Here is a 21500-nt window from a genome sequence, read left to right as displayed (position 1 = left end):
CCGCGGAGAAGAAAAACAGCGTAACGGGGAGAAGGAGGAGAAATAAAAAAACCCCTTCGCAAGACGAAGGGGTTTTATGCTGGCCTAAGGCCTGGTCTGACTTACACGGCGGTCTGGAAGATCACGCCGTCGGCTTTCTCGGTGTACTGGCCGAGCTGGTCAAAGTTCAGATAGCGATAGGTATCCACCGCCGTCTTATCGACCTGCGCCATAAAGATCTGGTACTCGTCCGGCGTCGGCAGTTTACCCAGCAGCGAAGAGACCGCAGCCAGCTCCGCTGATGCCAGGAAGACGTTCGCCCCAGTACCCAGACGGTTCGGGAAGTTACGCGTCGAGGTTGACACCACCGTTGAACCATCGGCTACGCGCGCCTGGTTACCCATGCACAGCGAGCAGCCCGGGATCTCAATACGCGCCCCGCTCTTACCGAAGACGCTGTAGTAGCCCTCTTCCGTCAGCTGAGCGGCATCCATACGGGTTGGCGGCGCGACCCACAGGCGGGTCGGCAGCTGGCCTTTATGGCTGTCCAGCAGCTTACCGGCAGCGCGGAAGTGACCGATGTTGGTCATGCACGAGCCGATAAACACTTCGTCAATCTTCTCACCGGCGACGTCAGAGAGCAGACGTGCGTCATCCGGATCGTTCGGTGCGCAGAGGATCGGCTCTTTGATATCGGCCAGATCGATCTCGATGACGGCGGCGTACTCGGCATCGGCATCGGCTTCCAGCAGCTGCGGATCCGCCAGCCACTTCTCCATGCCCTGGATACGGCGCTCGATGGTACGGCGATCGCCGTATCCTTCCGCAATCATCCACTTCAGCAGCACGATGTTAGAGGTCAGGTACTCGGTGATCGGTGCCTTATCCAGCTTGATGGTACAGCCCGCAGCGGAACGCTCGGCAGAGGCATCGGCCAGTTCAAAGGCCTGCTCTACTTTCAGCTCCGGCAGACCTTCGATCTCGAGGATGCGGCCAGAGAAGATGTTTTTCTTACCTTTCTTCTCAACGGTCAGCAGGCCCTGACGGATCGCGTACAGCGGAATAGCATGCACCAGATCGCGCAGGGTAATACCCGGCTGCATCGTACCTTTGAAGCGCACCAGTACCGACTCCGGCATATCCAACGGCATAACGCCGGTCGCCGCGGCAAACGCCACCAGACCAGAGCCTGCCGGGAAGGAGATCCCTACCGGGAAGCGGGTGTGGGAGTCACCGCCGGTGCCGACGGTATCCGGCAGCAGCATACGGTTCAGCCACGAGTGGATGATGCCATCGCCCGGACGCAGCGACACGCCGCCACGGTTCATGATGAAGTCCGGCAGCGTATGGTGCGTGGTCACGTCCACCGGCTTCGGATAGGCCGCCGTGTGGCAGAAGGATTGCATCACCAGGTCGGCGGAGAAGCCGAGGCAGGCCAGATCTTTCAGCTCATCACGGGTCATCGGACCGGTGGTGTCCTGCGAGCCAACCGAGGTCATTTTCGGTTCACAGTATTCGCCAGGGCGAACACCGGTCACGCCACAGGCGCGGCCCACCATTTTTTGCGCCAGCGAGAAGCCTTTGTTGCTGGCTTCAACCGCTTTCGCGCTACGGAAAACGTCGCTGTGCGGCATGCCCAGCGCTTCACGCGCCTTGGTGGTCAGGCCACGGCCGATGATCAGCGGAATACGGCCCCCGGCGCGCACTTCGTCGATCAGCACGTCGGTTTTCAGCTCAAAGTTGGCCAGCAGCTCGCCGGTTTCGTGGTTGCGCACTTCGCCTTTGAACGGATAGACGTCAATCACGTCGCCCATGTTCAGGCTGTTTACGTCCACTTCGATGGGCAGCGCACCCGCATCTTCCATAGTGTTGAAGAAGATTGGCGCGATTTTGCCGCCCAGCACCAGACCGCCGCCGCGTTTGTTCGGTACGTTCGGAATGTCGTCGCCCATAAACCACAGCACCGAGTTGGTAGCGGATTTACGGGAGGAACCGGTACCAACCACGTCACCGACGTAGGCCAGCGGGAAACCTTTTTTGTTCAGCTCTTCAATCTGCTTAATCGGGCCAACGGCACCCACCACGTCCGGCACAATGCCTTCACGGGGGTTTTTCAGCATCGCCAGCGCATGCAGCGGGATATCCGGGCGTGACCAGGCATCCGGTGCCGGAGAGAGGTCATCGGTGTTGGTTTCGCCAGTCACCTTGAAGACGGTAACGGTAATTTTTTCAGCCAGCGGCGGGCGGCTCAGGAACCACTCGGCGTTAGCCCAGGAGAGCATCACCTGCTGCGCATGGGCGTTGCCCGCTTTCGCTTTCTCTTCCACGTCGTAGAAGTTGTCGAACATCAGCAGCGTATGGGAGAGCGCTTTCGCGGCAATCGGGGCCAGCGCGTCGTTGTCCAGCGCCTCAATCAGCGGATGGATGTTGTAACCACCCTGCATAGTGCCGAGCAGCTCAACGGCTTTTTCCGCTGTAATCAGCGGCGAGGTGGCTTCACCTTTTACGATGGCGGCCAGGAAGCCTGCTTTTACATAGGCGGCTTCATCAACGCCCGGCGGAACACGGTTGGAAAGCAGATCTAACAGGAACTCTTCTTCACCCGCTGGCGGGGATTTCAGCAGCTCGACCAGTGCGGCCATTTGGGTTGCATCGATAGGCTTGGGTACAATTCCCTGGGCGGCACGTTCGGCTACGTGCTTACGGTATTCTTCTAGCACGACGGTATTTCTCCTCGCTCTCATTGTCATAGTGCGGCGACACATCATCCTTCAAGCTACTTCTACGTTGGCTTCGCTCGTTCACCCCAGTCACTTACTTATGTAAGCTCCTGAGGATTCACTCCCTTGCCGCCTTGAGGTAACTTGAATGATTGTGTGTACAGGCGATCTCTTCATGCTTCTGTGAAACAGTAGTTTGTAGGGTAATGCCCGATACCGCATTGGGCAGCATATCAGGATTTAGGGGGGGTGTTAATCTGTTTACAAAAAAGCAACATTAAATATTAGCTGAATCGTTAAGGGTGGAATAAAACGGAGGGACGCGCCTTTTTTAACGCGAAAATCTACGCCCGTGTCGACATAACGGCCCTGCCGGGCCGTGTCACTTTCCACAGCGCTACAGCGTTTTTAATATCGCCAGCTGCTTATCACGCGAATAGGCTTCCGGCGTCACGGTTTGATCAACCAGTTTGCCCAGCACGTATTTTTTCACCGTTTCGCGGTTATTTACCTGCTCATGTTGCCCAACGCTGGCCAGCTGTCCATGCCCGTTATAGTTTAGCGTGGTGGCGCTCTCTTCATCATTATCCAGCAGATGATAATAATAGTTTTGCGACGACTTCATGGCGTTCAACGCCAATGGAATCGACGGATCGAGCGCCTCGTGCCAGGCGGCGCTGAGATGGCTATGCGTCGTCTGCTTCACGGTGTTCACACCGCTGCTGCCGGTACTCTCTTCCGTCGACTGCGAGGCTGAATAGGCAAAGCGGTCATTTTCCTCACCGCGCGCCGGGTTAGCTGATTTTTGCGTTTGCGTCAGCGACAGTGAAAAATCATTTAAGCCACTCAGCTGCGACGCACCGTTATCGCCGATGCGGATCGCTTTGCTGTCGCTTATCGCCGCCGCCTCACTCTCGGTATGGCTGTTTAACGCACGGAATACCGACTTCAGCACCGCGATTTGATCGCGGTCGCCATGCCCTGCTCTACGCGCCTTGTCGAGTTTGTCATCCCACGCACTCAGCGCAGATTGCTGCTGTGCGGCATTGCCGGTCAATGCCGGATGGGAGGTGTCGCTGCTCATCTCGAGCGAGAACTCGGCATCCTCATACGTCACCGAACGCGTTTTATCATCGGCATGGAAATTGAGCGACTGTAACGTAGCCTCGCCGTTGCGCAGATCCGTTTTCAGATCAATGGATTTCAGCACGCTGCTGTCAAAGTGAGTCAAACCAAGAAGATCCAGCTGTGGCGGCTGCTGGCCCAGACCGTTTAGCGTCTTCTCCAGCGCCCCGCTCAGGTTAGCTACCGCAGCCGCTTCATCATCACTGAGCGCCTCACCCTGCGTTTTCACCTCGACGGCCAAACCTTCAGCCTGCTGGGTCATGACCAGGCTCACCGTCGAACCGGAGTGCGTAACGATATTCAGCGCTACCGCAGCATCACTGGACGCATTTACCGCGCCCATGTCCGCTCCGCTCAGCGCCTGAGTCACATTCTCGCGCTTATCGTTGAGGTTGCTAAGTAGCGCGCTGCCAAGGCTGGCAAAAGAGGAGACCGACCCGCCCGATACCGCCTGCATCAGTCCGAGGAGCTGAGTATGTTGTGGTACTAACATGCTGGCCGAGATTTTCTTTGGCGACAGGCTGTAAACGGCTGCGATCTCCGGCGTCTGGCTGCCAAACATCACTTTTGTCGATGCGCTGGTTGGGGGAACGCTATTACTGGCAGCACGTGCATTTGCGCCAGGCTGTAGTGGAGAACTCACACGTGCTGTAAAAGGCAACGTCGTGGTTGAGTTAAGACCGTGGATCATGCGATGAAACTCCCTCTCACCGTTAGGGGTAGAGTAATAACATCGGCAGAGGTAGCGTAACGTTTATTTTTTTTAGCCGAAAAACGGGGCTGAATCGCTAAAATTTACTCGCTGCTTCAATCCCTTCGTATCAGGAGGGCTTCACTGACGCCTTTTCTACACTTGCTACCCGCAACATTAATCAAAAAATAAAATCTCTTCTCTTTCATACTCAGGCTATATCTGACCCTGCGATTTCTGTGGAAATCGGGAGAAAAAAATGACCCTGCCTTTTAAATACGCTGCGCTGGCCCTCGTGTGCAGCGCCGGGCTGTTTGCCGCCTCGGGCGTGCTCTATGTCAAAAGCCGCCCTCCTGAGACGTCTGCCCAGACAGTGCCTGTGACTCCCCAACCCCAGCCGTCGATGGTGAAGGCTGCGTTTACCTCGGCGCAGATCGATCAGTGGGTCGCGCCGGTGGCGCTCTATCCTGATCCATTGCTTTCTCAGGTATTAATGGCTGCCACCTACCCGGCCAACGTAGTACAGGCGGTGCAGTGGTCGCGGGATAACCCAACCCTACAGGGCGATGCGGCCATCCAGGCGGTCTCTGGGCAGCCTTGGGATCCGAGCGTGAAGTCGCTGGTTGCCTTCCCGCAGCTGATGGCGTTGATGGGTGAGAACCCGGAGTGGGTACAAAATCTTGGCGATGCATTTCTCGCCCAGCCGCAGGATGTGATGGACTCCGTACAGCGATTGCGGCAGCTGGCTCAGCAGACCGGCGCCCTAAAATCAACGCCGCAGCAGACGGTAAGCAGCACGCCGAAGAAAGCGACCGCACCTGCAACGGTACAAAGCAGCAGCGCGCCCGCCCCTGCCCCTGCCCCGACGGTGATCAAGATTGAGCCTGCCGATCCGCAGGTGGTGTATGTCCCTAACTACAACCCCGCTACGGTCTACGGCAGCTGGCCAAACACGGCCTACCCGCCGGTCTATCTGCCCCCGCCTCCCGGCCAGCAGTTTGCAGAGAGCTTTGTCAAAGGCTTCGGCTATAGCCTGGGCGTTGCTACGACCTATGCCCTGTTCAGCAACATCGACTGGGACGATGACGATGATCATCACCACGATCATCATGATGAGGGTTACCACGGTAACGGCTACCAGCATAACGGGGATAACATCAACATCAACGTTAACAACTTCAACCGCATCTCAGGGCAGGCTCTGAAAGAGCAGAACATGACCTGGCAGCATAATCCAGCGTATCGCAATGGCGTCCCCTACCAGAGCGGCGCGGTTGCCCAGCGTTTTCACCCCACTGACGTTAGCGGCGGACTGAGCGCCACGCAGAAGCCGACGGCTTCACGAGATAGCCAGCGTCAGGCAGCCATGGCGCAGTTCGAGCAGCGTAATCACGCGCCAGCGAATAGCGTAGCGGGCGTCTCTTCACGCGATGCGCAGCGCAAGGCCGCCTCGCAGCAGCTCAACCAGATTGCGCAGCGGAATAACTACCGCGGCTACGATAGCGACACGACGCGCCCAGCCCATCAGACAAAAAAGGAACTGGCTAAAGAAACCCTTCAACCGAAACAAAGGGTAACGAGAGAGATGCACCAGCGAACCGTCCCCACCTCTCCACAGCGCGAGCAGCGTCTGGTGAGCACTCACGCTAACGCCTTTAGCGGAAACGATAGTCGCTCGCCATCATGGCAGTCGCAGCAGTTGCGCGGCGAGCAGAGCCGCCGCATCAACAGTGGCAACCTTGAACAGCGAGCAGCCGGGCGTGAAGCCCTGTCTGAACGCCATGAGTTTCGCCGTCGTTAACCGGAGCCGACAATGAAAAAAATCCTGCTAAGCACCCTGCTGCTCTCGCTGCCGTTGATGAGCTATGCGCAACAGCTGTTCTCCTCTTCTGACGAGGCGGCGAGTGCTTTTGCCACAGCGGTGGCGGATCAAAACGAAGCCCAGCTTGCCGCCGTGCTGGGCGATGACTGGCGGCAGTTTCTACCGCAGAGGGAGGTCGATCCCGAAGCTATCGCCCGCTTCAACCGAGACTGGGCAGTGAAGCATGAGGTTGTCGAACAAGAGAATGTTGCCCATCTCAACGTCGGCGACGCGGGTTGGCAGCTGCCGATCCCTATAGTCAACATCGCCGGAGGCTGGCACTTTGATATGCCTGCGGCGCAGGAGGAGATCCTGACCCGCGCCATTGGCCGCAACGAGCTGTCGGCGATTGGAGCCATGCATGCCTACGTCGATGCGCAATACGATTACCGGCAGCGCAAGCAGGTCTATGCCACGAAACTCATCAGCAGCGAAGGCCAGCAGGACGGCCTCTACTGGCCGGTAAAGCCCGACGAGGCACCCAGCCCACTCGGCCCAGCATTTAGCCCAGGCGTGCCGGGCGAGGGCTATCACGGCTACCACTTTCGGATCATCCACAGCGACAGCGCGCAAGGATTTGCTCTACTGGCGTGGCCGGTAGAGTGGCAGAAAACCGGGGTGATGAGCTTTATGGTGGATCAGGACGACCGCGTCTATCAGGCAGATTTAGGCAAGGAGACGAGCAAGAAAGCGCAGGCGATCGATACGTTTGCCGCCAATGAGCCGTGGCAGCCTGTAGAACCTTAATCCGGCAGGGTTTGTCGGCCCGACCCATAAAAAAAGCGGCTCCATGAGCCGCTTTCATCATACTGCGTCGAAGCTTACTTCTTCTTGGCTTTCGCGTTTGGCAGGTCGGTGATGCTACCTTCAAACACTTCTGCCGCCAGACCCACGGATTCGTGCAGGGTCGGGTGCGCATGGATGGTGAGCGCGATATCTTCAGCGTCACAGCCCATTTCGATAGCCAGACCGATCTCACCCAGCAGCTCGCCGCCGTTGGTGCCGACAATCGCGCCACCGATCACACGGTGAGTTTCTTTGTCGAAGATCAGCTTGGTCATACCGTCTGCGCAGTCGGAAGCGATAGCACGGCCAGAAGCAGCCCACGGGAAGGTGGCGGTTTCGTAGCTGATGCCTTTCTCTTTCGCTTCTTTCTCGGTCAGGCCAACCCAGGCAACTTCTGGCTCGGTGTAGGCGATGGACGGGATCACTTTCGGATCGAAGTAGTGTTTCATACCGGCGATAACTTCAGCGGCAACGTGACCTTCGTGAACACCTTTGTGTGCCAGCATCGGCTGACCGACGATGTCGCCGATAGCAAAGATGTGCGGTACGTTGGTGCGCAGCTGCTTGTCAACGCGGATGAAGCCACGGTCGTCCACTTCAACACCGGCTTTGCCTGCGTCGAGGTTTTTACCGTTCGGCACGCGGCCGATAGCCACCAGCACCGCGTCGTAACGCTGCGCTTCAGCCGGCGCTTTTTTGCCTTCCATGGAAACGTAGATGCCGTCTTCTTTCGCTTCAACGGCGGTCACTTTGGTTTCCAGCATCAGGTTGAACTTCTTGCTGATGCGTTTGGTGAAGACTTTAACGATATCTTTGTCAGCGGCCGGGATAACCTGGTCGAACATCTCAACCACGTCGATCTCTGAACCCAGCGCATGGTACACGGTACCCATTTCCAGACCGATGATGCCGCCGCCCATAACCAGCAGACGCTTCGGCACTTCTTTCAGCTCCAGCGCATCGGTGGAGTCCCACACGCGCGGATCTTCATGCGGAATGAACGGCAGTTCAATCGGACGGGAGCCTGCCGCGATGATCGCATTGTCGAAGTTGATTACGGTTTTGCCGTTTTCGCCTTCCACTTCCAGGGTGTTCGCGCCGGTGAATTTGCCCAGGCCGTTAACCACTTTTACCTTACGGCCTTTCGCCATACCTGCCAGACCACCGGTCAGCTGGTTGATGACTTTTTCTTTCCAGGTACGAATTTTGTCGATGTCGGTTTGCGGCTCGCCAAAAACGATACCGTGCTCGGCCAGCGCTTTCGCTTCTTCGATCACTTTCGCTACGTGCAGCAGCGCTTTAGAAGGGATACAGCCGACGTTCAGACAAACACCACCGAGGGTGCTGTAACGCTCAACAATGACGGTTTCCAGACCTAAATCAGCGCAACGGAAAGCAGCAGAGTAACCTGCCGGGCCTGCCCCAAGTACCACGACCTGAGTTTTGATTTCAGTACTCATCATGACCTCTTAATTATTTCCGGCCGTACAAAGTGCTTTGGCTTTGCATCCGCCGGGACGTTCTATCCGCTCGCAGTTTACAAAATTGTTAACATTTTTGAAACAACAAACGGCAAACGAAGTGTCCTTTGTCCCAATAACCTCAACGACATAATGAGATTACCAGAAAAAAGCCGACCGTTAGGCCGGCTTTTACGATTACATCACCAGACGGCGGATGTCAGACAGCATGTTGTTGATGATGGTAATGAAACGCGCACCATCAGCACCGTCGATCACGCGGTGGTCGAAGGAGAGAGAGATCGGCATCATCAGACGCGGTACGAACTCTTTCCCATTCCAGACCGGCTCCATCGCGGACTTGGAGACGCCCAGGATGGCCACTTCCGGCGCGTTAACGATCGGCGCGAAGTGGGTTGTCCCCAGGCCACCGATGCTGGAGATGGTGAAGCAACCGCCCTGCATTTCGCCAGCGGTCAGCTTGCCATCACGCGCTTTCTTGGAGATCACGGTCAGCTCACGAGACAGCTCGGTGATGCTCTTCTTGTTCACGTCTTTAAAGACCGGAACAACCAGACCGTTCGGGGTATCAACCGCAACGCCGATGTTGATGTATTTCTTCAGCGTCAGGCGCTGTGCATCTTCGGACAGCGAGCTGTTGAAGCGCGGCATCTGCTCGAGGGCAGCGGCAACGGCTTTCATGATGAAGACAACCGGGGTGAATTTCACGTCCAGTTTACGCTTCTCAGCTTCGGCGTTCTGCTGTTTACGGAACGCTTCCAGATCGGTGATGTCGGTTTTGTCGAAGTGGGTAACGTGCGGGATCATCACCCAGTTACGGCTCAGGTTCGCACCAGAGATTTTCTGGATACGGCCCAGCTCCACTTCTTCAACTTCACCAAACTTGCTGAAGTCCACTTTCGGCCACGGCAGCATGCCTGGCAGACCACCACCGGTAGCGGCAGCAGGTGCAGACTCAGCGCGCTTAACGGCGTCTTTCACGTAAGCCTGAACGTCTTCGCGCAGGATACGGCCTTTACGACCGGTGCCCTTCACTTTCGCCAGGTTCACACCGAACTCGCGCGCCAGACGGCGGATCAGCGGGGTCGCGTGGACGTAAGCGTCGTTTTCAGCGAACTCAGATTTGCCTTCTGCTTTTGCAGCAGGCGCCGCAGCAGGTTTAGCAGCCTGAGCCGGGGCAGCAGCTGGAGCCGGAGCGGCAGCGGCCGGTGCAGCAGCAGGCGCAGCGCCTTCTACTTCGAAGACCATGATCAGGGAGCCGGTAGAGACTTTGTCGCCGGTGCTGATCTTGATCTCTTTAACGGTGCCGGCGAACGGTGCCGGAACTTCCATAGAGGCTTTGTCACCTTCAACGGTGATCAGTGACTGCTCAGCGGTAACTTTATCGCCGACTTTCACCATCACTTCAGTGACTTCAACTTCGTCACCGCCGATGTCCGGTACGTGAACTTCTTTCGCGCCAGCGGCAGCGGCTGGCGCAACGGCAGCCTGCTCTTTCACTTCCGGTTTGGCAGCGGAGGCAGCCGGGGCAGCGCCCGCGACTTCAAAGACCATGATCAGGGAGCCGGTAGAGACTTTGTCACCGGTGTTGATCTTGATCTCTTTAACGGTACCTTCGAACGGTGCCGGGACTTCCATAGAGGCTTTATCACCCTCTACGACAATCAGGGACTGCTCAGCGGTAACGGTATCGCCTACTTTCACCAGGATCTCGGTTACTTCAACTTCGTCACCGCCGATGTCAGGCACGTTCACTTCTTTCGCGCTAGCAGCGGCTGCTGGTGCAGCGGCAGCCGGAGCAGCTTCTTTCTTCTCTTCCTGCGCAGGTGCAGCAGCTGCTGCACCGTCGGCGGAATCGAAAATCATGATCAGTTTACCGGTCTCGGTTTTGTCGCCAACAGAGACTTTGATCTCTTTAACAACGCCAGCCTGAGGAGACGGAACTTCCATAGAGGCTTTATCGCCTTCTACGACGATCAGCGACTGTTCAGCTTCAACCTTGTCGCCCACGTTGACCAGAATCTCGGTGATCTCTACTTCGTCCGACCCGATGTCCGGTACATTGATTTCGATAGCCATTCTCTCTTTACCTCTTATGCCAGACGCGGGTTAACTTTATCTGCATCGATATTGAATTTGGTGATGGCTTCCGCTACCACTTTCTTATCGATGTCGCCACGTTTAGCCAGTTCGCCCAGCGCTGCAACAACCACGTAAGATGCATCCACTTCGAAGTGGTGACGCAGGTTTTCACGGCTGTCAGAGCGACCGAAACCGTCAGTACCCAGTACGCGGTAATCATCAGCCGGTACATAAGTACGAACCTGCTCGGCGAACAGTTTCATATAGTCAGTGGACGCCACTGCCGGTGCATCGTTCATCACCTGAGCGATGTACGGCACGCGCGGGGTTTCCATCGGATGCAGCATGTTCCAACGCTCACAGTCCTGGCCGTCACGAGCAAGCTCAGTGAAGGAGGTCACGCTGTAAACATCAGAGCCGATACCGTAGTCGTTCGCCAGGATCTGCGCTGCTTCACGTACGTGACGCAGGATAGAACCGGAGCCCAGCAGCTGAACTTTACCTTTCGCGCCTTCAACGGTTTCGAGTTTGTAGATACCTTTACGGATACCTTCCTCTGCACCCTGCGGCATAGCCGGCATGTGGTAGTTTTCGTTCAGCGTGGTGATGTAGTAGTAAATGTTCTCTTGCGCTTCGCCGTACATACGCTGCAGACCGTCATGCATGATGACTGCCACTTCGTAAGCATAAGACGGATCGTAGGAGATACAGTTCGGGATAGTCAGCGACTGAATGTGGCTGTGACCATCTTCGTGCTGCAGACCTTCACCGTTCAGGGTCGTACGACCGGAGGTACCACCGATCAGGAAGCCGCGCGCCTGCTGGTCACCTGCTGCCCAGCACAGGTCGCCGATACGCTGGAAACCGAACATGGAGTAGTAGATGTAGAACGGGATCATCGGCAGATCGTTGGTGCTGTAGGAGGTCGCCGCTGCCAGCCAGGAAGAACCTGCGCCCAGCTCGTTGATACCTTCCTGCAGGATCTGGCCTTTCTCGTCTTCTTTGTAGTAAGCAACCTGCTCACGGTCCTGCGGAGTGTACTGCTGGCCGTTCGGGCTGTAGATACCGATCTGACGGAACAGACCTTCCATACCGAAAGTACGCGCTTCGTCAGCGATGATCGGAACCAGACGATCTTTGATCGACTTGTTCTTCAGCATCACGTTCAGGGCACGAACGAAAGCGATAGTGGTAGAGATCTCTTTGTTCTGCTCTTCCAGCAGCGATTTGAAGTCTTCCAGCGCAGGCAGTTCCAGCTTCTCGCTGAATTTAGGCTGGCGGGACGGCAGGTAGCCGTTCAGCTTCTGACGCTGGGCGTGCAGGTAAGTGTGCTCTTCAGACCCTTCCGGGAAGGTGATGTAAGAGAGGTTTTCAACCTGCTCGTCGGTCACTGGAACGCTGAAACGGTCGCGGATATAGCGCACGCCGTCCATGTTCATTTTCTTAACCTGGTGAGCGATGTTTTTACCTTCTGCGGTATCACCCATGCCGTAACCTTTAACGGTGTGGGCCAGGATTACAGTCGCTTTACCTTTGGTTTCTTTCGCTTTTTTCAGTGCAGCGTAGACTTTCTTCGGATCGTGACCACCGCGGTTCAGGGCCCAGATCTGCTCGTCAGTCCAGTCAGCTACCAGCGCTGCGGTCTCCGGGTATTTACCGAAGAAGTGCTCGCGCACGTAAGCGCCATCGCGGGATTTGAAGGTCTGGTAGTCGCCGTCAACGGTTTCGTTCATCAGCTGGATCAGTTTACCGCTGGTGTCTTTACGCAGCAGCTCATCCCAACGACCGCCCCACATCACTTTAATCACGTTCCAGCCAGCACCAGCGAAGATGCCTTCCAGTTCGTTGATGATCTTGCCGTTGCCGGTTACCGGACCATCCAGACGCTGCAGGTTACAGTTGATGATGAAGCACAGGTTGTCCAGCTTCTCACGGGTGGCGATGGTGATCGCGCCTTTGGATTCTGGCTCATCCATCTCGCCGTCGCCGAGGAAGGCGTATACGGTCTGCTCAGAGGTATCTTTCAGGCCACGGTGTTCCAGATATTTCAGGAATTTAGCCTGGTAGATCGCACCGATTGGGCCCAGACCCATGGATACGGTCGGGAACTGCCAGAATTCCGGCATCAGTTTCGGGTGCGGGTAAGAAGAGAGGCCGTTGCCATGCACTTCCTGACGGAAGTTGTTCATCTGCTCTTCAGTCAGACGACCTTCCAGGAACGCACGTGCGTAAACGCCCGGAGAGATGTGGCCCTGGAAGTACACCAGGTCGCCGCCGTCTTTCTCGGTGCGCGCGCGGAAGAAGTGGTTAAAGCACACTTCATAAACGGTCGCAGAAGACTGGAAGGACGCCATGTGGCCGCCCAGCTCGAGGTCTTTTTTAGACGCACGGAGCACGGTCATGATGGCGTTCCAGCGGATTGCAGAACGAATGCGGCGTTCCAGATCCAGATTGCCCGGGTATTCCGGTTCGTCTTCAACGGCAATCGTGTTTACGTAGTTGTTAGCCCCTGCACCTGCAGCTACTTTCACGCCGCCTTTGCGGGCTTCAGAAAGCATCTGTTCAATTAGATACTGAGCGCGCTCAACACCTTCTTCACGGATGACCGATTCGATCGCCTGTTGCCAGTCGCGAGTTTCGATCGGATCCACGTCATTTTGGAGACGTTCTGACATGGGGGTATTCCTTATCTATCTGATTACGTTAATTGTCTGGAACCTGTCCCATTGCACTCTTTGCCCTTCATTCTTCAGGTCGTATCTTTGTTGGCTACGCTCCTCACCCCAGTCACATAGTTCACTATGCTCCTGGGGATTCGGTCGCTTGCCGCCGCGATACAACCTGAATTATTTTGGGCAACCAAAAGCGCAATAAGACAGGTTCTGCGTGAGTTGCCGCGCGTTTAAAGAACCACGCTTAGTCCTTTCGTTGCTGAAGCCTGCGCATTGAGCGTTCCCGACGGCTCTGCTCACGGCTGCGATCCAGCAATATCTCCTCAATAAATGCCAGGTGACGGTGCGACGCTTCACGCGCCTGCTCCGGTTCCCTGGCAATAATCGCCTCAAAAACACTGGTGCGATGTTTGCTTACCAGCGGGAGCATCTCCCTGCGGGCATAGAGCAATTCAAAATTCTGGCGAACGTTCTGGGCTAACATCGGCTCCATGCAGCGTAGCAGATGCAGCAGCACCACATTATGCGCCGCTTCGGTGACAGCAATCTGATACTGAACCACCGCGCTAGACTCGGCATCGAGATCCCCTGACGTCTGCGCCAGCTCGATGGCGTGATGCAGCTCGCGGATACGCACCCGATCTTCATCGGTGCCGCGTAGCGCCGCGTAATAGGCGGCAATCCCTTCCAGCGCATGGCGCGTCTCAAGCAGGTCAAATTGGGATTCAGGATGATCGGAGAGCAGTTCGACCAGCGGGTCGCTAAAGCTCTGCCACAGGCTGTTCTGGACAAACGTACCGCCGCCCTGGCGACGAAGCAGCAGGCCCTTGGCTTCAAGACGTTGGATCGCCTCACGGAGCGAAGGACGGGAAACGTCGAACTGTTTAGCCAGCTCGCGTTCAGGTGGAAGTTTTTCACCGGGGCGCAGTGTCCCCTCAAGGATCAAGAACTCCAGTTGCTGCTCAATCACATCGGATAGTTTTGGTTGGCGGATTTTGCTGTAGGCCATATTCCCTGTCTCTGCCATTAGCCCGGAGTCAATTGGTCTTACCAATTTCATGTTCTTAGCGCTAAAGTAACAAAGTATTCACCTTCTGTCCATACAGGTTTTGATTGAAATCAGGGAACCCTGCACATTTTAACAACATTACAGAAATGACGTTTCAGGAATGTAACTTTGCACAAAAGATACCGTTACCCCTTAAGAGGCAGATTTAACCTCTTTGAAACGTACCCGGTGCAAATTGAACCGATTCAGTGGGCTATATTTTGCATATTCAATCAAATTTCATGATTAATTATTTAAATGGATGTTTTAGGGGGTAGCAAGGAGTATTTACAAACGTTTTCTTTTTATCCAACCCGTCGCTACCCCCGCATAAAGCAGGTGCATTCCCGCGCGCTTATCACTATTCTGAGCCTTACGAAAGATATGGGCAGATATTTCAGATCCCGCTTACGTAAATAAAAAAATACAAAAATGGAATTTTATACGTACACGCACACAACAGCGTACACAAAATAACCACAAATGAGGTTTCATGATGGAAGGTCAACAGCACGGTGAAACGCTGAAGCGCGGCCTTAAAAACCGCCACATTCAGCTAATTGCGCTGGGTGGTGCTATCGGGACGGGTCTGTTTCTGGGCAGCGCATCCGTTATTCAGTCCGCAGGGCCGGGGATTATCCTCGGCTATGCCATCGCCGGTTTTATCGCGTTCTTAATTATGCGCCAGCTGGGTGAAATGGTCGTTGAAGAGCCGGTCGCCGGATCGTTCAGCCACTTCGCCTACAAATACTGGGGCGGGTTTGCTGGCTTTGCCTCCGGCTGGAACTACTGGGTACTCTACGTGCTGGTGGCGATGGCTGAGCTGACCGCCGTGGGGAAATACATCCAGTTCTGGTGGCCGGAGATCCCCACCTGGGTATCGGCGGCGGCCTTCTTTGTGATCATCAACGCCATTAACCTGACCAACGTCAAAGTGTTCGGGGAGATGGAGTTCTGGTTTGCCATTATTAAAGTTATTGCCGTGGTCGCGATGATCCTCTTCGGCGGCTGGCTGCTGTTTAGCGATAGCGCAGGCCCGCAGGCCACCGTGCGTAACCTCTGGGAACAGGGTGGCTTCCTGCCTCACGGCTTTACCGGGCTGGTGATGATGATGGCGATCATTATGTTCTCCTTCGGCGGCCTAGAGCTGGTAGGCATCACCGCCGCTGAGGCAGATAACCCGGAAGTGAGCATTCCTAAAGCCACTAACCAGGTTATCTACCGGATCCTGATCTTCTACATCGGCTCGCTGGCGGTGCTGCTCTCGCTGCTGCCCTGGACGCGCGTAACCGCCGACACCAGCCCGTTTGTGCTGATCTTCCACGAGCTGGGAGATACCTTTGTTGCTAACGCTCTCAACATCGTGGTCTTAACCGCCGCGCTGTCGGTCTATAACAGCTGCGTCTACTGCAACAGCCGGATGCTGTTTGGCCTGGCCAAGCAGGGCAACGCCCCGAAAGCGCTGGCGAAAGTCGATAAACGCGGCGTACCGGTGGCGACCATTCTCACCTCTGCCCTCTTTACCGCGCTGTGCGTGCTGATTAACTACCTCGCCCCTGGCGAAGCCTTTGGCTTGCTGATGGCGCTGGTGGTCTCCGCGCTGGTGATCAACTGGGCGATGATCAGCCTGGCGCACATGAAGTTCCGCCGCGCTAAAGACAAGCAGGGCATGAAGACGCGCTTCCCGGCGCTCTTCTACCCGCTGGGAAACTGGATCTGCCTGCTGTTTATGGCGGCGGTGCTGGTGATCATGGCGATCACCCCTGGCATGGCGATCTCCGTCTGGCTGATCCCAGTCTGGGTGGCCATCCTTGCCGTGGGTTACTTCATTAAGCAGCAAAAAGCGGGAAAGCCGGTTAAGGCACACTAACCGCACGCGCTGCCCTGCCTCCTAAATCCAGGGAGGCAGGGCAGATGTGAAACTGTAAGACGCTTCACAAATTCACTTTCGTAGCCGTTTTGTCCATCTCTGCACCCCTATCCTGTAACGCAAAAATTCCGTAGCGAGCAAATAATCTCTTTCTATATCAACGGGAGATTTCGCGATGGATAATAACAAGCTGTCAGTGAAAGAGAAGATCGGCTACGGCATGGGCGACGCCGGATGCAATATCATCTTCGGCGCTATCATGCTGTTCGTTAACTACTTTTATACCGACATATTTGGTCTGGCACCGGCGCTGGTCGGGGTGCTTCTGCTCTCTATCCGCGTTATTGATGCCGTAACGGACCCGATTATGGGGGCGCTGGCCGACCGTACCAAAAGCAAATATGGCCGTTTTCGCCCCTGGCTGCTGTGGATCGCCCTGCCCTACGCCGTGTTCAGCGTGCTGATGTTTACCACGCCGGACTGGAGCTACCATAGCAAGGTTATCTATGCCTTCGTCACCTACTTCCTGCTGTCAATTACCTATACCGCCATCAATATTCCTTACTGCTCTCTCGGCAGCGTCATCACCAACGATCCCAAAGAGCGCGTCGCCTGCCAGTCATACCGCTTCGTGCTGGTGGGCATCGCCACGCTGCTGCTGTCGTTAACGCTGCTGCCGATGGCGGAGTGGTTCGGCGGAGAAGATAAGGCCAAAGGCTATCAGATGGCGATGATGGTGCTGGCCTTTATCGGCATGTGCATGTTCCTCTACTGTTTTGCTACCGTGCGCGAGCGCGTCCGTCCGGCGGTGCAGACCAATGACGATCTGAAGAAAGACCTGCGGGACGTCTGGAAAAACGACCAGTGGGTGCGCATTCTGCTGCTGACCCTGTGCAACGTCTGCCCCGGTTTTATCCGTATGGCCGCCACCATGTACTATGTCACCTGGGTTATGGGCCAGAGCACCCACTTCGCGACGCTGTTTATCAGCCTTGGCGTAGTAGGCATGATGATCGGCAGCATGCTCGCCAAAGTGTTGACCGATCGCTGGTGCAAGCTGAAAGTGTTTTTCTGGACCAATATTGCGCTGGCACTCTTCTCTGGAGCCTTCTATTTCTTCGATCCTCATGCGACCGTGCTGATCGTGGTGCTCTACTTCCTGCTCAATATTCTTCACCAGATCCCCTCCCCGCTGCACTGGTCACTTATGGCAGACGTCGACGACTACGGCGAGTGGAAGACCGGCAAACGCATCACCGGGATCAGCTTCTCTGGTAACCTCTTCTTCCTGAAAGTCGGGCTGGCGGTAGCCGGGGCGATGGTAGGCTTCCTGCTCTCCTGGTACGGCTACGATGCGGGTGCGAAACAGCAAAGCGCCACGGCGATCAACGGCATCATGCTGCTGTTCACCGTTATTCCGGGCGTCGGCTATCTGATTACCGCCGGGGTCGTGCGTATGCTGAAGGTCGACCGCACATTCATGCAGCAGATCCAGGCCGACCTGGAGAAGCGCCGCATTAATTACCGCGAGCTGAGTGACAGCACCGATCTTCCAACAGGCGACAACGTGAGGAAAGCATAATGCGCCAGTGGCCAAATCCTTTTATTGAGCAACGCGCCGACCCGTTCATTCTGCGTCACGGTGATGGGTACTACTTTATCGCCTCCGTGCCGGAGTATGACCGGCTGGAGATCCGCCGCGCCGCTACCCTGGAGGGGCTACGCGACGCCGAGCCGGTGGTGGTATGGCGTAAACCGCAGACCGGCCCGATGAGCCAGCTGATCTGGGCCCCGGAGCTGCATCAGATTGACGGGAAGTGGTACATCTATTTTGCCGCGACCCATACGCACGATCTCGATGCGCTGAATATGTTCCAGCACCGCATGTTTGTGCTGGAGTGTGCCGATGCCGATCCCCTAACCGGGCGCTGGACAGAGAAGGGGCAAGTGCAGACGCCGTTTGATACCTTTGCGCTGGATGCCACGACGTTCAACCACCAGGGCAAACAGTGGTATCTGTGGGCGCAGAAAGCCCCCGATATTGCAGGCAACTCAAACATCTACCTGGCGGAGCTGGAGAACCCGTGGACGCTGAAAGGCGACCCGGTGATGCTCAGCAAGCCGGAGTTTGAGTGGGAGTGCCGGGGTTTTCTGGTCAACGAGGGGCCGGCGGTGATTACGCATGGTGACAGGCTGTTTGTCACCTACTCCGCCAGCGCTACTGATGAGAACTACTGTCTGGGCCTGCTGTGGATCGCTATTGATGCCGATCCACGCCAGCCGGAGAACTGGCATAAGTCACCGCAGCCGGTGTTTACCACCAGCTACGACAACCAGCAGTACGGGCCAGGCCACAACAGTTTTACCAGTACAACGGACGGTGAGGACGTGCTGGTTTACCATGCGCGGAACTACACCGAGATTGAGGGCGACCCGCTCTACGATCCGAACCGTCATACCCGCCTGAAGCTGATCCAGTGGGACAACGACGGCATGCCAATTTTTGGCGTTCCGCCTGCGGATACTTATTAAGATGTCAGACAAGGTATAACGCCCGGCGGCGCAAGCTTGCCGGGCCTACGATGCGACCGTAGGCCGGGTAAGCGTAGCGCCACCCGGCGTTCTTAGACCAACGTACCGTAAATGGTTAGCAGTGCCACCACCACCACTACGGCGAAGGAGGTCTTCTTCGCCATTGATACCGCGGCTTTTGGCGTTTCGACTTTATCGAGATGCGGCTCACGCGCTAGGGAGAACTGGGCCAGCCGGGTCAGGACATGATACTGCGAGGTGCGCCAGTCGGTGAGCGAGGCAAACCAGGCGGGCAGCGCCTTTTCACCATGACCAATGAGCGCATAAACCACCCCCACCAGCCGCACCGGGATCCAGTCCAGCAGATGCAGAATAGCGTCGATACCAGACTGTAAGCGCGCGTGCGGCGTCATGTATCGCGCCAGCCACGACTGCCAGCCGCGGAGGAAGGCGTAGCCCACCAGCAGCACCGGCCCCCACGCACCGCCGACAACAAACCAGAACAGCGGAGCCAGGTAGAAACGGAAGTTAATCCACAGCAGGGCATTTTGCAGCTCGCGCAGGTACTCACGCTCGTCGCACTCTGGCGGTACGCCGTGGATCAGCGTCAGCTCGCTGGCCATGGTATCCCGCGCGTGGCCGTCATCTCGCGAGGCCGCCTTCAGATAGGCGTGGTAGTGCAGGCGCACCTTACCCGCGCCAATGCAGAGCAGGCCGAGCATAATCCACACCACCAGCAGCGGCACGTTGAAAAAGAGTCCGTAGAGCGCACGCAGCAGCAGAAAGGTCACTAACATCGCCACGGCAGCCATCAGCAGCGTGCGCAGCATCGAGAAGCGCTTTATCCGGCGGAACAGCACCTCAAGGCGGTGATCCAGATGCCAGTGCTCACCAAGCTTAAAAAGGCGCTCGGCGATCAATACCAGCAGCATCGTGAATAGCGTCATGTCATCTCCTTATCTGACGAGGGGGCAAGCAGAGCGCGAAACTTCGCCCAGTCAAAGGCCGGGCCAGGGTCGGTTTTCCGCTCGGGCGCAATGTTGCTGTGTCCGGTCATATTGTCAGCAATGGCGGGGTAAAGCGCAACCAGCGCCTGGGTAATCGCCGCCAGCTGTTGATACTGCGTTTCGGTATAGGGCAGCGTATCCGTCCCTTCCAGCTCAATACCGATGGAAAAATCGTTGCAGCGCTCGCGCCCGCAATAGCGGGAGACGCCCGCGTGCCAGGCGCGCTTATCAAAAGGCACATACTGGACGATTTCGCCGTCGCGGCGGATCAGGCAGTGTGCAGAGACGCGCAGATGGGCAATCTCGGCAAAGAAGGGATGCGCGGTGGCATCCAGCGTGCCCGTAAACAGGGCGTCGATCCACGACCCGCCAAACTCACCGGGGGGCAGGCTAATGTTATGCACGACCAGCAGGGAGGGACTCTCATCATCCGGGCGACAGTCATAATGCGGGGAGCGGACCTGCCGCGCATCGACCAGCCAGCCCTCGTTTAACTGCATACGGGAACTCCTCAAGTATGGCTCTAATACTCGCTTCAGAGTAGCATGTTTCAATCTTCTGATTCGTTACCCTTTTTGGAGTTTTATCATGCCGCCTCGCCGTTACAACCCCGATAGCCGTCGTGATGCGCTGCTGGAACGTATAAATTTGGATATCCCCGCCGCCGTGGCGCAGGCCCTGCGTGAAGACCTGGGCGGCGAGGTGGATGCGAACAACGATATTACCGCCCAGCTGCTGGCGGAAGATACGCGCTCGCACGCGGTGGTGATCACCCGTGAAGATGGCATCTTCTGCGGCAAGCGCTGGGTGGAAGAGGTCTTTATTCAGCTGGCAGGCGACGACGTGCAGATCCAATGGCACGTTGCCGACGGGGAGCGCGTGACCGCTAACCAGCCGCTGTTCGAGCTGGACGGCACCTCCCGCGTGCTGCTAACCGGCGAGCGCACGGCGCTGAACTTTGTGCAGACCCTCTCCGGCGTGGCGAGTGAGGTAAGCCGCTACGTGGATCTGCTCGCGGGCACCAAAACCCAGCTGCTGGATACCCGTAAAACGCTGCCCGGCCTGCGTACCGCCCTGAAGTACGCGGTGCTGTGCGGCGGCGGGGCCAACCATCGCCTCGGCCTCTCCGATGCCTTCCTGATCAAAGAGAACCATATTATCGCCTCCGGCTCGGTACGCCAGGCGGTAGAGAAAGCCTTCTGGCTGCACCCGGACGTGCCGGTCGAGGTAGAAGTGGAGACGCTCACGGAGCTGGAAGAGGCGCTGAAGGCCGGGGCCGATATCATCATGCTGGATAACTTCACCACCGAGCAGATGCGCGAGGCGGTGCGGATCACCGACGGTCAGGCGCGGCTGGAGGTCTCCGGCAACGTCACCTTTGACACGATCCGCGAGTTTGCGGAAACCGGCGTGGACTATATCTCGGTGGGCGCGCTGACCAAGCATGTACGTGCGCTCGATCTCTCGATGCGTTTTCGTTAGTCCCGGTAATGCCCCGGTGGTGCTGCGCTAACCGGGGCGACGGATTTCGTTCCTGCTCGCAAAAGCTTTGTTCCTCCCTGCAACGACGTAAAAAAATCGGGAAGCGGCCTTCCCGAACGTCGTTTTGCTCCCTCGTCACACTCTCTCTGGGCTGACACACTCCC

General features: G+C 56.7%; 14 protein-coding genes. 6 read left to right on the top strand and 8 right to left on the bottom strand.

Translation table 11 applies throughout. From position 1 onward, the window contains the following. Window positions 1-101: 101 nt before the first annotated feature. Window positions 102-2699, bottom strand: a complete 2598-nt coding sequence (acnB, locus tag EV102420_RS07615) for a bifunctional aconitate hydratase 2/2-methylisocitrate dehydratase (protein WP_042390546.1) — start codon at window positions 2697-2699, stop codon at window positions 102-104. Between the two features lie 397 nt (window positions 2700-3096). Beyond that, on the bottom strand, window positions 3097-4317 hold the full coding sequence (locus tag EV102420_RS07610) for a hypothetical protein (RefSeq protein ID WP_255211660.1): 1221 nt from the start codon (window positions 4315-4317) through the stop codon (window positions 3097-3099). A 457-nt stretch (window positions 4318-4774) separates the two neighbouring features. On the opposite strand from EV102420_RS07610, the gene EV102420_RS07605 reads away from it, so the two are divergent. Together EV102420_RS07605 and EV102420_RS07600 are read left to right on the top strand one after the other, a co-directional pair. Continuing rightward, complete coding sequence (locus EV102420_RS07605; RefSeq protein ID WP_042390543.1) at window positions 4775-6316, top strand: DUF3300 domain-containing protein; 1542 nt, start codon at window positions 4775-4777, stop codon at window positions 6314-6316. 12 nt (window positions 6317-6328) lie between these two features. After that, on the top strand, window positions 6329-7123 hold the full coding sequence (locus tag EV102420_RS07600) for a DUF2950 family protein (protein WP_042390541.1): 795 nt from the start codon (window positions 6329-6331) through the stop codon (window positions 7121-7123). Window positions 7124-7197: 74 nt separating this feature from the next. On the opposite strand, the gene lpdA is transcribed toward EV102420_RS07600, so the two are convergent. From lpdA to pdhR, 4 genes are all read right to left on the bottom strand, one after another. Next, on the bottom strand, window positions 7198-8622 hold the full coding sequence (lpdA, locus tag EV102420_RS07595) for a dihydrolipoyl dehydrogenase (RefSeq protein ID WP_042390717.1): 1425 nt from the start codon (window positions 8620-8622) through the stop codon (window positions 7198-7200). A 198-nt stretch (window positions 8623-8820) separates the two neighbouring features. Next, on the bottom strand, window positions 8821-10722 hold the full coding sequence (aceF, locus tag EV102420_RS07590; protein ID WP_042390539.1) for a pyruvate dehydrogenase complex dihydrolipoyllysine-residue acetyltransferase: 1902 nt from the start codon (window positions 10720-10722) through the stop codon (window positions 8821-8823). A 14-nt stretch (window positions 10723-10736) separates the two neighbouring features. After that, the gene (gene aceE / locus EV102420_RS07585) at window positions 10737-13400 is read right to left on the bottom strand and encodes a pyruvate dehydrogenase (acetyl-transferring), homodimeric type (protein ID WP_042390537.1); all 2664 of its coding nucleotides are present in this window, start codon (window positions 13398-13400) and stop codon (window positions 10737-10739) included. 241 nt (window positions 13401-13641) lie between these two features. Continuing rightward, on the bottom strand, window positions 13642-14406 hold the full coding sequence (gene pdhR / locus EV102420_RS07580) for a pyruvate dehydrogenase complex transcriptional repressor PdhR (RefSeq protein ID WP_042390535.1): 765 nt from the start codon (window positions 14404-14406) through the stop codon (window positions 13642-13644). Between the two features lie 532 nt (window positions 14407-14938). Here pdhR and aroP point away from each other — a divergent pair. The 3 genes from aroP to EV102420_RS07565 all read left to right on the top strand — a co-directional run bounded on the left by aroP (window position 14939) and on the right by EV102420_RS07565 (window position 18847). Continuing rightward, window positions 14939-16315, top strand: coding sequence for an aromatic amino acid transporter AroP (gene aroP, locus EV102420_RS07575; RefSeq protein ID WP_106403906.1), 1377 nt, complete (start codon window positions 14939-14941; stop codon window positions 16313-16315). A 175-nt stretch (window positions 16316-16490) separates the two neighbouring features. Continuing rightward, complete coding sequence (locus EV102420_RS07570; protein ID WP_042390533.1) at window positions 16491-17897, top strand: glycoside-pentoside-hexuronide (GPH):cation symporter; 1407 nt, start codon at window positions 16491-16493, stop codon at window positions 17895-17897. Beyond that, window positions 17897-18847, top strand: a complete 951-nt coding sequence (locus EV102420_RS07565) for a glycoside hydrolase family 43 protein (protein ID WP_042390532.1) — start codon at window positions 17897-17899, stop codon at window positions 18845-18847. Before EV102420_RS07570 ends, EV102420_RS07565 begins: the two co-directional genes overlap by 1 nt. A 92-nt stretch (window positions 18848-18939) precedes the next feature. Here the strand turns inward: EV102420_RS07565 and ampE are convergent, their stop codons facing one another. Then, window positions 18940-19794 (bottom strand): beta-lactamase regulator AmpE, encoded by an 855-nt coding sequence (ampE, locus tag EV102420_RS07560; RefSeq protein WP_042390529.1) that lies wholly within the window; start codon window positions 19792-19794, stop codon window positions 18940-18942. Then, the gene (ampD, locus tag EV102420_RS07555; RefSeq protein ID WP_042390528.1) at window positions 19791-20354 is read right to left on the bottom strand and encodes a 1,6-anhydro-N-acetylmuramyl-L-alanine amidase AmpD; all 564 of its coding nucleotides are present in this window, start codon (window positions 20352-20354) and stop codon (window positions 19791-19793) included. Before ampD ends, ampE begins: the two co-directional genes overlap by 4 nt. Before the next feature lie 88 nt (window positions 20355-20442). Here ampD and nadC point away from each other — a divergent pair, with 88 nt between their 5' ends. After that, on the top strand, window positions 20443-21336 hold the full coding sequence (gene nadC, locus EV102420_RS07550; protein WP_042390525.1) for a carboxylating nicotinate-nucleotide diphosphorylase: 894 nt from the start codon (window positions 20443-20445) through the stop codon (window positions 21334-21336). Window positions 21337-21500: the final 164 nt, after the last annotated feature.

It is taken from the genome of Pseudescherichia vulneris NBRC 102420 (assembly GCF_000759795.1).
GTDB classification, from domain to species: domain Bacteria; phylum Pseudomonadota; class Gammaproteobacteria; order Enterobacterales; family Enterobacteriaceae; genus Pseudescherichia; species Pseudescherichia vulneris.
This window is presented reverse-complemented; position numbering and strand designations above follow the sequence as displayed.

What these genes read in the sequence shown, in the direction of transcription:
- EV102420_RS07610 (WP_255211660.1), bottom strand. Translation starts at nt 4,317, where the DNA reads ATGTTAGTACCACAACATACTCAGCTCCTCGGACTGATGCAGGCGGTA.
- EV102420_RS07605 (WP_042390543.1), top strand. Translation starts at nt 4,775, where the DNA reads ATGACCCTGCCTTTTAAATACGCTGCGCTGGCCCTCGTGTGCAGCGCC.
- EV102420_RS07600 (WP_042390541.1), top strand. Translation starts at nt 6,329, where the DNA reads ATGAAAAAAATCCTGCTAAGCACCCTGCTGCTCTCGCTGCCGTTGATG.
- lpdA (WP_042390717.1), bottom strand. Translation starts at nt 8,622, where the DNA reads ATGAGTACTGAAATCAAAACTCAGGTCGTGGTACTTGGGGCAGGCCCG.
- aceF (WP_042390539.1), bottom strand. Translation starts at nt 10,722, where the DNA reads ATGGCTATCGAAATCAATGTACCGGACATCGGGTCGGACGAAGTAGAG.
- aceE (WP_042390537.1), bottom strand. Translation starts at nt 13,400, where the DNA reads ATGTCAGAACGTCTCCAAAATGACGTGGATCCGATCGAAACTCGCGAC.
- pdhR (WP_042390535.1), bottom strand. Translation starts at nt 14,406, where the DNA reads ATGGCCTACAGCAAAATCCGCCAACCAAAACTATCCGATGTGATTGAG.
- aroP (WP_106403906.1), top strand. Translation starts at nt 14,939, where the DNA reads ATGATGGAAGGTCAACAGCACGGTGAAACGCTGAAGCGCGGCCTTAAA.
- EV102420_RS07570 (WP_042390533.1), top strand. Translation starts at nt 16,491, where the DNA reads ATGGATAATAACAAGCTGTCAGTGAAAGAGAAGATCGGCTACGGCATG.
- EV102420_RS07565 (WP_042390532.1), top strand. Translation starts at nt 17,897, where the DNA reads ATGCGCCAGTGGCCAAATCCTTTTATTGAGCAACGCGCCGACCCGTTC.
- ampE (WP_042390529.1), bottom strand. Translation starts at nt 19,794, where the DNA reads ATGACGCTATTCACGATGCTGCTGGTATTGATCGCCGAGCGCCTTTTT.
- ampD (WP_042390528.1), bottom strand. Translation starts at nt 20,354, where the DNA reads ATGCAGTTAAACGAGGGCTGGCTGGTCGATGCGCGGCAGGTCCGCTCC.
- nadC (WP_042390525.1), top strand. Translation starts at nt 20,443, where the DNA reads ATGCCGCCTCGCCGTTACAACCCCGATAGCCGTCGTGATGCGCTGCTG.